This is a genomic window from Erythrobacter sp. AP23 (assembly GCF_001542855.1).
Lineage (GTDB): Bacteria > Pseudomonadota > Alphaproteobacteria > Sphingomonadales > Sphingomonadaceae > Qipengyuania.
Genome location: NZ_LNBY01000003.1, coordinates 1 through 10884 on the forward strand (window position 1 = coordinate 1; position 10884 = coordinate 10884).

10 protein-coding genes are annotated in these 10884 nt (G+C 56.1%); 9 read left to right on the forward strand and 1 reads right to left on the reverse strand.

Translation table 11 applies throughout. The features are described 5' to 3' along the window. Nucleotides 1-210 precede the first annotated feature (210 nt). Nucleotides 211-1443 (forward strand): integrase arm-type DNA-binding domain-containing protein, encoded by a 1233-nt coding sequence (locus tag ASS64_RS04345; protein ID WP_067690509.1) that lies wholly within the window; start codon nucleotides 211-213, stop codon nucleotides 1441-1443. Between the two features lie 225 nt (nucleotides 1444-1668). Next, a complete protein-coding gene (locus ASS64_RS04350; RefSeq protein ID WP_067690512.1) occupies nucleotides 1669-2598 on the forward strand; it encodes a HEPN domain-containing protein in 930 nt (309 codons plus the stop codon). On the opposite strand, the gene ASS64_RS04355 is transcribed toward ASS64_RS04350, so the two are convergent. Next, nucleotides 2590-2772 (reverse strand): hypothetical protein, encoded by a 183-nt coding sequence (locus ASS64_RS04355; protein WP_067690514.1) that lies wholly within the window; start codon nucleotides 2770-2772, stop codon nucleotides 2590-2592. The two genes, ASS64_RS04350 and ASS64_RS04355, sit on opposite strands and share 9 nt — an antisense overlap. 735 nt (nucleotides 2773-3507) lie before the next feature. Between ASS64_RS04355 and ASS64_RS04360 the strand changes: the two genes are divergently transcribed. The 7 genes from ASS64_RS04360 (at nucleotide 3508) to ASS64_RS04395 (ending at nucleotide 10043) form a co-directional block, all read left to right on the forward strand. Further along, nucleotides 3508-3741, forward strand: a complete 234-nt coding sequence (locus ASS64_RS04360; protein ID WP_067690536.1) for a helix-turn-helix domain-containing protein — start codon at nucleotides 3508-3510, stop codon at nucleotides 3739-3741. 460 nt (nucleotides 3742-4201) lie between these two features. Then, a complete protein-coding gene (locus ASS64_RS16790; RefSeq protein ID WP_067690517.1) occupies nucleotides 4202-4894 on the forward strand; it encodes a hypothetical protein in 693 nt (230 codons plus the stop codon). A 77-nt stretch (nucleotides 4895-4971) separates the two neighbouring features. After that, nucleotides 4972-5877 (forward strand): outer membrane beta-barrel protein, encoded by a 906-nt coding sequence (locus ASS64_RS04370; RefSeq protein WP_198147641.1) that lies wholly within the window; start codon nucleotides 4972-4974, stop codon nucleotides 5875-5877. A gap of 185 nt (nucleotides 5878-6062) precedes the next feature. Then, entirely contained in the window at nucleotides 6063-7622 is a 1560-nt protein-coding gene (locus tag ASS64_RS16335; protein ID WP_157075080.1) for a S8 family serine peptidase, read from the forward strand. Nucleotides 7623-7688: 66 nt separating this feature from the next. After that, entirely contained in the window at nucleotides 7689-8243 is a 555-nt protein-coding gene (locus ASS64_RS04385) for a sigma-70 family RNA polymerase sigma factor (RefSeq protein ID WP_067690527.1), read from the forward strand. Next, nucleotides 8240-9004, forward strand: coding sequence for an RseA family anti-sigma factor (locus tag ASS64_RS04390; RefSeq protein ID WP_067690530.1), 765 nt, complete (start codon nucleotides 8240-8242; stop codon nucleotides 9002-9004). Before ASS64_RS04385 ends, ASS64_RS04390 begins: the two co-directional genes overlap by 4 nt. Before the next feature lie 28 nt (nucleotides 9005-9032). After that, nucleotides 9033-10043, forward strand: a complete 1011-nt coding sequence (locus ASS64_RS04395) for a phosphoribosylglycinamide synthetase (RefSeq protein WP_067690533.1) — start codon at nucleotides 9033-9035, stop codon at nucleotides 10041-10043. Nucleotides 10044-10884 lie beyond the last annotated feature (841 nt).

Consider the following 10884-nt stretch of genomic DNA (forward strand, 5'->3'; position numbering starts at 1 on the left):
CCCGCTCCACTCCCTTCTTCCATAATTGTCCGTTACGGTGTATTAAACACCTAGAAAAGCTCGGGTTTTCGAGCTTGTTCCGTCCGGGACCGATCATGGCTTTCCGCCCGCATCCATCGCGCTTGGGGGCCAAATGAGGGCCGGTGGTAGGCCGGGTGGAGCTGTCTGGCCCCCAGGGAGGGGCCAGGTCTAAGGATTGGGAGCCGATTCATGCCGCTGACCGATGTCGCCATCCGCAACGCCAAGCCGCGCCAGAAGCCCTACAAGATGGGCGATTCCCATGGGCTGTTCCTGCTCGTCCAGCCAAGTGGCGGAAAGCTATGGCGGTTAAAATATCGCTTCAACGGGAAGGAGAAGAAGCTGGCGCTCGGGATTTATCCCGAGGTCGGCCTTGCAGAGGCACGCAACAGGAGAAGGGAGGCGCGGGATCTATTGGCAGGCGGCAAGGACCCTTCACTGGAAAAGAAACGCAACAGGCTTCGCGCGCAGATGCAGTCCGGAAACACCTTCTCGGCGATAGCCAACGAATATGTCGAGAAGCGCAAGCGCGATGGCCACAAGGCATGGGCTCCCAGCACAGCCGCCCGATGCGAATATTTGCTCTCGCTTCTGTCGGGATCGATCGGACCCATGGCGGTAACAGAGATCGAGCCGATCGACGTGCTCGCAGCGGTTCGCCGGATCGAGAACCAGGGCAAGCTTGAAAGCGCGAGGCGAACGCTGCAACTGGCAGGAGCCGTCTTCCGCTATGCTGTTGCTACGGCAAGGCTTCCTTCCGATCCGACACGCGACCTTCGCGGTGCGCTGACAATGCCGACCGTCACCCACTATGGAGCGATCATCGAGCCTGCCCGCGTCGGTGAACTCTTGCGCGCGATCGATGGTTACACTGGGCAGCCAATCTCCCGCTTTGCATTGAAGCTGGCACCGCATGTGTTCGTCCGTCCCGGCGAACTGCGCCACGCGGAATGGGAGGAGATCGATCTTGAGGGTGCATTGTGGACGATGCCTGCGGCCAAGACCAAAATGCGCAAACCCCATCTTGTCCCTCTTTCGACCCAAGCTGTTGAGATACTGGAGGAGGCAAAGGCGATGACCGGACCCACAGGATATGTATTCCCGTCCATCCGCACCCGATCGCGCCCGATGAGCGACAACACGATCAATGCTGCCTTGCGTCGTCTTGGCTATGCAAGCGATGAAATGACCGCGCACGGCTTTCGGGCGATGGCATCGACCCTGCTCAACGAGAGTGGCAAGTGGCACCCCGATGCGATCGAGCGGGCATTGGCCCATGGCGACAGCGACAAGGTCAGGTCGGCCTATCATCGCGGTGCACACTGGGATGAGCGGGTGAGGATGGCGCAATGGTGGAGCGACTATCTGGATGAGCTGCGAGCAAGAGGCGAGGTTGTTCCGCTGCAACGTCGCGCAAACGTTTGAACATGATTGCCTGTGCCTTCGCTGTAGTGCCAGCGCGCGGCGCCTTTCGCGCTTTGGGATGCGCCGTCGCCGCGCCTGGCGCGGAATTTGCTGGGCAAGGGCGGTTGTGGATTGGTGCTGCCAACCTTGCAGGCTCGGTGTGATCGGTCGGGAATGGCTCATCATTGCGGATTGTAAAGCTACGCACAGGTGCAAGCATCTCAACAGCTTGCTAGGGGGTGAGCGATGAAGACCGACCTCGATCATCTGCCCCCGCAAAAGCAACGCGAACTCGAACGCGTGGTGCAATTGATCTTCGAGGAATTCGACGATGCCTTTGCGCTGGCTCGGCACGAGTGGAAGAAGGCGGGGCGCATCCTCAAGGTGATCCTCTATGGCAGCTATGCGCGCGGCACCTGGGTCGACGAGCCGCACACCGCCAAGGGCTACCAGTCGGATTACGACTTGCTCATCATCGTCAACGACAACCGCCTTACCGACCGGGTGAAATACTGGTCGAAGCTCGATGAGCGGCTGATGCGCGAATATGGTGTGACCAAGTCGCTCAAAACGCCGGTCAACTTCATCGTTCACACGCTGCAGGAGGTGAATGACGGGCTCGCCCACGGGCGCTATTTCTTCATGGACGTGAAGCAGGACGGGATCGCGCTCTACCAGTCCGACGACACCGAACTGCACACTCCAAAGCCCAAGACGCCCGAACAGGCGCTAGCGATGGCGCAGGAGTATTTTGATGAGTGGATGCCAGCAGCTTCGGGCATGTTGGAAACAGCGAAATTCAGCGTCGACCAAGGCCGACTGAAAGATGCTGCCTTCCTAACACACCAAGCGACCGAGCGCCTCTACCACTGCGTTCTTCTCGTCTGTACCTTTTACACCCCGCATGTGCACAATCTCGGCTTCCTGCGCACCCAGGCCGAACGCATCGATCCGCGCCTGACATACGTCTGGCCGCGCGAAACCAAGCGTGACCGCGCGCGCTTCGAGAAGCTGAAAGAGGCCTATGTCAAGGCGCGCTACTCGAAGCATTACCGCATCACGAAGGAAGAGCTTGAGTGGCTCGGCGAACAGGTCGAAGAGCTGGGCCGCGTCGTCCATGAGGTGTGTTCGGAGCGGTTGGCAAAGCTGAAAGCGGATGCTGCGAAGTCAGGCTGAAACGGTCTCGTTACTGACCTGATCGCCCGCCTTGAGTGCATTGTCCAGCATGGCTGCCAGCGCTTCTTCTGCACGTATGCGCACAGCTTCATCCTTCGAAGCAAACTCTGCTCTGAGCCATGCAGGTGCGCGCTGGACTGCAGCAAGAAGACGCGCATGGGTATCATCGGTCATGCAAGACCGTGTGCCAGCGCTGCGCCGCCGCTGCAATCGCGATGCACGCCTGCTGGCACAATTAATGCATTGCAGTTGTAAACCGGAAGTAGGTCCAGTTGGGTCTTGCTGACGCATATGGTGCAATCCAAACCAAGTATCCATCGCAAGCCAACTGCCCCATCTCTAATGGCGGCGATGCAATCCTGCTGCACGTTCGGATCGGTTCGCCGTGCCTTCGCAGAAGCAGCGACATTGCAAGTGCATCACCTGCTTTGATAAGCAATAGAAGCAGCGCTGTCTTGGTCCTGGTGATTGTCCATAGGTGTCTGATTTATCGTGAGAAAATGAGCGCGAGATAAAAGCAGCGCCGTCGGCCTTGCTGCAGGTGGCTGGTTTTACTGGGCAATATGCGACGGCGCCGAAGATCGCCAGTCGCCGGTCCTTTCGAATTATCGTTTGTTTTCAATACAAGAAGAGACGGCTTGCGCTTTGAGCGCCAATTGGGTCAACCCAACGCATAGCAAGCGCCATGTCCAGTCGCATACGAGCGGATGTCCGATTGTCCGGAATGCGTTCGGATCGAGCGCTGTCGGCACAGCATCGCACGAACGCAGGCTCCAGCGTAGAAACGTCATCTGGCGATATAGGCCTTGTTCGACCGATACTCTGTGTCGATGGCGGGCCTAGCCTGTTCCCCCTTCATATCCCCAGGCGGGTCCGTCATCACCTAAAAAGATGAAAGGACCGGCCGGGATGGCGACAGTAGACACGACAAATGATCTTCAGGATCAGAAGCACCAGCCTGTCATCGAGCCGATCGCTATGCGTGTACCCGAAGCCTGCCGCTATCTCGGGATCGGACGCAGCACCCTCTATGTGCTCATCGCCAGAGGTGAGATCGAGATCGTCAAACTCGGAAGCTCAACGCTGGTGCTGACGAAAAGCCTCAAAGGGCTGGTCGAGCGAAGGCGCAGCACCCGAGTTTAGTCCGAAGGCCCAATGGTGGAGCGACTATCTGGACGTTCTTAAATCGGGCGGGAGGGTGCTCCCATTCCAATGGGCTGGCGATGTCGGAGGTGCGTTCTAACTCTGACGCAAACGGAGGTGGCAAGCGGGCGCTTGCAAAAGTCTGTAGAATAACAGGAGCAGAACTATAGGCAGAGCTCGGTTACCACGCCACTACCACACGAAGCTCAAGCTATCGGCTTCTTAGACTGGACTGCCCCCGCTCACATACACGATCCATCCCGGCGGCAGCAAACGCATGCTACAGGCTGAGTAATTCGCCTTGCTTCTCTCCGCAAGAACCGTGGCTTGAGTGGTAAACCATGGCTTAACCTGAAAAAATTATGCCCGCTGGCGGGAATAAACCTGCGCCAGTGATCGTCCTTGCTGTGAGTGCGCGGATTCCAGCGCATTACTAGGATTGATCCGAAAGGAACGAGAGATGAAGACGATGAAATACTCCACCTCGCTTTTCGCGCTCGCCGCTGCCGCAGGATGGGCGACAACACCCCTGGCAGCCCAGGATTTTGCGGACGACGAGTCGACGGAAATCCAAAGCGAATATGATGCCGATGCGGCGGAAGCCCAGGCTGAGTATGACAAGGACGCCGCCGAGGCGCTCGCTGAATTCGAAGAGGAAGTCGCCGAGATCGAAGAAGAGCGTGCGGAAGCTCAGCGCGAACTTGAAGCGGTTCTGAATGACCCAACGGCATCAGCAGAAGATATTGCCGAAGCCCAGGCCGATTTTGACGAGAAAATGGCCGAGCTCGACGAGGAACTCGCTGAAGAAGAGGCCGAACTGGCCGAGGAGCTAGCTGATATCGAAAAGGACTTGCAGGAAGACCTAGCGGATATCGAGGAAGATCGTCTGGAGGATCTCGACGATCAAGGTGAGGATATCGCCGACGCTGAAGAAGACGCTCGCGAGGCCGCTGAGGAAGCCGAAGAAGAAGCACGCGAAGCCGCTGAAGAAGCTGAGGAGGAAGCTCGGGAGGCTGCTGAAGAGGCAGAAGAAGAGGCCCGCGAAGCTGCAGAAGAAGCCGAAGAGGAAGCTCGCGAGGCAGCTGAAGAGGCCGCAGAAGAAGCCGCCGAAGAGGAAGCGGAAGAGGATGCTGAGGACGACTTCGACGACTAAGTCGATTTTCAAATCTTGATTAATGGGGCGCGCCACATCAGGGTTCGGCGCGCTCTCGCCGTATGAGGAGCGATACCATGAAAATTTTCGCAGTTGCGCGGGTGCTGGCCTGTTCGACAGTTCTGATTCCAGTCAGTGCCTTCGCCCAAGACGAGTTCTCGCTCGAGCTTGAAGCCGGTGCCATCTATGACAGCCAGTTGGTCGTCGATGAAATCGACGTCGAGCAGGCAGAAGGAGATGTCGCTTTCCGATTTGGTGCCGATGTAGAGTATCAGCCGGTAGACACAGATTCGTTCGAGCTCGAATTCGGCTACGATTTTGGTCAGTCAGTTTATCTCGACTTTGACGAGTTTAACCTCCAGTCGCATGTGGCCGATGTAAACGCTTCAACGCGGATTGCTGGCGCACGGGTGGGAGCGCGATATGCCTTCTCGCACTTTCGGCTCGGCGGTGACGGCTTGTTCGATATGCATACGGTAACGCCGAGCGTGTCGGGGTTCGTGGCAGACGGACTGTTTGCGCGGGCGTTCTACACTTACAATGACAAGGACTTTGCGACCCTTGATGGGCGCGACGCGAAAGGCAACCAGGTCGGAGCGAGCGTCTTCAAGTTCTTTAGCGACAATGCCGGGTTCGTTTCCGTCAGCGGACGCTGGGAAGAAGAGGACACAGTTGATCCGGCGTTCGATTACAGCGGCTTTGTAGTTGGAGCTGATTTAAGGCTTCCGATCGCTGGCGGTCGTGACGGCCCGCGCCTTCAATTCGGGGTCGACTACAGGGACCGTGACTACGACTCGATCACCCCTTCAATCGGTGCAATTCGCACCGAGGATCGGCTTCGCGGCGATGTCGAGCTGACAGTGCCGATCAGCGAAAGGTTCAGTGTCGAGGTCGGTTATCGCTACACTGATCGCAATTCAAACCTGCCCTCCGCCGATTACACCGAAAATCGTTTGAACGCTGGTATTCTATTCGAGCTGTAGAGACAGCGCGAACTTCATGGATTACTATGGGGCGGAGTGAGACAGACCTAGTTGCTGTTATCCGCCCCATAGCTGGCGAACTCAGCTTCAATGCCAGGTGTTGGCTATAGTTTTGCGCCGCGGTGCTCACGGAAGTCTACACTGTCAAATGCGAGCGGCCACTTAGGCCAAAGAGTACGAACTTGATGAAAACATTTTACCCTGTCATCTCTGCTGTGCTGCTGGGAGCCGTGTTCATGGCTCCGCTTGGCGCTCAAGAGGTCGATGAGGATGCTGAGGAAGCGACCGAAGAAGCTGCCGAAGAAGCTGCCGAAGAAGCTGCCGAAGAGGCTGCCGATGAAGCTTCTGAAGAGGCGGCTGAGGAGGCTCAGGATGCCGCGGAGGAAGCAGCGGATGATGCCGCTGAAGACGCTGCCGAGGAGTCCGCTGAAGAAGCCCAAGAAGCCGCCGAAGAGGCGGCGGAAGAATCCGCTGAAGAAGCTCAAGAAGCTGCTGAAGAGGCTCAGGAGGCCGCAGAAGAATCCGCCGAGGAAGCTCAAGAGACAAACGAAGAATCCGAGGACGAACAAGCGGACAATCGCGAACGCGAAACTGACGACGACAATGACAACGAAAATGAAAGCCGCGAAGGGGAAACAAGTGCTTTTCTCAGCGGCGAATTCGAGATCGGTTTCGACGACAAGGGCCAGGAAATTCAGCTCGGCGAGAAGCTCGTATTGGTCGAAGCAGAAGACGTCGCGCGGTTGCAAGCCAACGGCTTTGAAATCGTAGACAGTCGCGAACTATCCGGCATCGGGATGGTGCTTGTTCGGGTCGCCACGTTTGGCAAAGATATTGATCGGGAAATCGAGCGTCTGAGGCCCGAGATCTCAAACCTGCAATCTGATGACAATCACATTTATCGCCCCAGCATGCTACAACGCAGGGAGGGATCAGAAGAGGGTGTTTACCGCCCCGCCTCGTTTCTGAGTCGTCGCCAAGCAGCAAGAGTTGCGAACCGTCGGATAGGCTTGATCGATACCAGCATTGATCTGCGCCATCCCGCTCTTGACGACCGCAATATCGAGACACGTAGTTTTGCTAGAGCTGGCTCCCCACAGCCGCGTGTCCACGGAACCGCCGTTGCTTCAATTCTCGTAGGACAAGATCGCGGTTTTGAAGGGCTCATCCCTGAAGCAAAGCTTTATTCCGCTTCTGTTTTTGTCTCTCACCCTGATTCTGGAGTTACGACTACCGCTGCCGATTTGGTGCGCGCTATCGATTGGATGATCGAAAAGCGCGTACCGGTCGTAAACATGAGCCTTTCGGGTCCCCCCAATACAATCCTGCAAACCGCGATAGAACGAGCGCAGGAACGAGGCTTGGTAATCGTCGCGGCGGCCGGAAATGGCGGGCCCGTTTCCGCCCCTGCATTTCCGGCTGCGTATCCTGGCGTAATTGCAGTGACCGCCGTTGGTCGCGATAATCGCGTCTATCGACTTGCCGGGCGCGGTGAGCATATCGAATTTGCGGCTCCGGGTGTTGATGTCCGCAGCGCTGTTGCGGGCACGCGAACCTATGATATCCAATCAGGGACGTCTTTCGCGGCACCCTTTGCCGCTGCCGCCTTTCTCTTGCGTTGCGAAGCTCGCGAAGGCCGATGTAGCAATCTACGTCGTCAATATTCGGTGCTGGCCAGTCGCGCGCTCGATTTGGGCGAACGAGGTCGCGATGAAGTTTATGGCTATGGCCTGATCCGGCCATGATCCGCAAACCGAAAAGAAGTGTGGCATCGAGGGGAATAAAACCTCGTCCTGAGACGTCATTTCCATATGCAAGGTAAGAATGCCACCGGGCTTCATGCCGAGCTAATTGAGGTTCTGACACCGCTCAGGCGCTACTGTTATTCGCTGACAGGCAATCCGTATGACGCGGACGATCTGCTGCAAGACACGTTGGAACGGCTGTTAGAACGCGGCGCTCCTAGCGATGCCGATATTCGCAAGTGGGCATTCCGCATTTGTCGCAACAGATGGATCGATGAGATGCGTTTTCGGAATGTCAGAGCAGCTCAAGACATCGGTGACATGCCCGATGCGGCAGTATTCGATGGTGAGGCAGCTATCGAAGGCCACATCGAACTGTCGCAAGCAGAAACTGCAATAGCTTCTCTTGCGCCGGAGTTTCGAGAGGTTTTGATGCTCGTGGCGGTCGAAGGAATGAAATACAAGGAAGCCGCTGAACTAATCGATATTCCTGTTGGAACGGTGATGAGCCGCCTGGCTCGCGCGAGGCATCAGCTCGTGGAGTATGGTTCATCAGATGGCGATGATGGCGTGCAGGGCGAAAGCGCAAATGTCGTCCCAATCAAACGGGGTGGAAAATGACAACAATTACAGATGAAATGCTTTCCGCCTTCCTCGATGGCGAACTTGGTGCATCGCAAGCCGATGAAGTTCGTGCAGCGCTAGACAGTGATCCGGCCCTTCGGGCGCGCTTGGCGAAGTTCGAGCAGGCAGATGCAACAATGCGCGATGCGGCGTCTAATGTTGTAGATCGCCGGTTGCCTCAATCGGTCATGGCGATGCTCGCTGGCGAAAAGACCTCGGTCGCGCCGCTCAAAGCCCATCGCCCCAGAAGGTTGGGAGGCTCTCGATTCTGGCCGACGGCACTGGCAGCTTCGATTGCGCTTGTCTTAGGGCTGACCATCGGTGTGCTCTATCAAGGTGCGCGTCTAGGAAATACCGTTGGGAGCAACGCACAAATTGCCGCCCGTGTCGCACCTGGGGATCCGCTGTTTGAAGCGCTCGAATCCACTCCGAGCGGACAGTCGGTTGCCTTCGGTGAAGCAGGTGGATCGATTCAGCCTATGCTTAGCTTTGCTAGTGCGAGCGGAGACCCGTGCCGCGAGTTTATGGCAGTCGGTTCTGACGATGCGGTTCGCGCTGTAGCCTGCCGCGAGCGGAATTCTTGGCGCATCGACTTTGCGGTACGGTCTGAAAGTGCTGGGACCAAAAACGGCTACCAAACTGCCTCAGCCTCCGACGCTCGGTTGGTGAGTGACTACATAAGCGATGTGATGGTTGGCGACGCCTTTGGCCGGGAAACTGAAACCGAGGTGATGGCCGAGGGATGGAGAGGCAAGTAAGTTTTGGAAATTACCCGAAAGGCTTCCGATGACTGACCTCCAGCCAATTTCCATTCCTGATGAGGCGAAGGAACGTGTGCGGACGCTATTCATGGCGAAGCATGCGCTTTGGGGCGGAGGTATGCATCCTGAAGATGGCAATCACGCCATCTATCATCACGAGGTTCGCGTCTCCCTTGAGAAACTTGGACTCAACTTAGAGTTTGCAGACAGTTACGACGTGCTTTTCTCGCGTCCTGAAGTCGACTTTGTCTTTCCGCTGCTCAATCGTGGAGGCTTTGTGAACAGCGAGATGCTGATCCCGACGCTCTGCAACATGCATCGAATTCCCTATCTCGGCGCGATGCCTTTTTTGAGAGGTCTTGGAGACGACAAATCAGTTTCCAAACTGGTGTGCAAGCATGCTGGCGTGCCGACAGCGGCCTGGTTTTGCTATCGCAAGGGTGGCCCAGTGTTGGAGAGTGACCTCCCGGCTTCCCGGGAAGGGCGTTGGGTCATCAAACCTAACGCTTCCTCGGCAAGCTGGGGGATTTCAGACGCTTTCGACTGGGCGGGTGTGGCCAATGCGATCGCAGATATCCACGGCCAGGGTCACGATGCGATCGTCGAGCCTTATCTGGACGGCTACGATGTCCAATGCGCCTTCATCACGATAAATAACGATCCCATTGCCCTACCTATGCTCTGGTATGAGCGTGAGGATACGCAGAGACTTTGGACGTACTACGAGAAGCGCGACCTGGTTCAAAACACCGAGAAAGCAGCTCTCAAGCGTTTCGATGATAGCGATCTAGCTCCGAAGATTGAAGAAATGGCCACAAAGGTCGCTCAAGAATTCGTGCCCTTCGATTACGGTCGCATCGAATTCCGGCTCGACCTTAAGACAGGGGCCATCAATTTCATTGAAATCAATCTGAACTGCAATTTGTGGTCAGAGAAAGTTATGGCGAAGGCGGCTGCACAAGCCGGCTTCAGCCATGGCGAGCTACTTGAAACGCTGCTTGCCGAGGCATGGCGCCGCAATGGTCTCACGAACTAATCTTTTGTGGTTCCTGTAGAAAACTTGAACAGACTCTCTCGGCTTACACAGGCGAGTGTTCGCAATTGTGACCGAAGTTGATGACATTGGAGCTTGATGTGAAATTTGCCCTAACGGCGATTGCGATTGTACCGACTTTATTCCTCTTAGGGTGCGCTTCGCCTGCTGGCGAACTCAGGAAAAATCTGCGCGCATACGGGATGAACAGTAGCGAGGCCAAGTGCGTGTCCCGCGAACTCGCTGACGATCTTCGTCAAAGCGAGATCAAGTCAATCAATCGCATACTCGACGCTGGAAGAAGAGATGGCACTACCCGTCCGTCCCAAATACTCGTCGCTGTTGAGTCATTGGATGATCCAAGAATCTTGCACTCTGTAACGATTGCGAATGCTGGATGTCTATTACTCAATTGATCTTTAACCAATCTAGATTCAGCCGCAGGGTTGATTGCTCACGCTCCATCGATGAAGAGGGCAAATGCTTCCCTAGATCGATTAGCCCATGAGACTGGCACCACCCGCGCACATTGGAACTTGACAGGCACACCGGACGCAGCGGTGAACTGCCGCATCACTATGCGATTTGTTCTCTCACAGCCTACCGCAGTCAGACTCGGATGATTGATGTTGCGATTTTGAGCTGATCGACTGGATCGATTGATTTTGCGATGTGATTCCAGTGCGGCCGATCAGTAACAGCTAGACAGTACGCCGTCCCAAGGAATCCCTAGCAATTCGGTCGCAGCAGAATTTTTTCGGGGCCTGATTGGGGGCTTCAGCCAGATAAAGCACAGAAAGTGGTTAAATACCAAGATGTTAGAATAATTTTTGGCTTCCCTTCA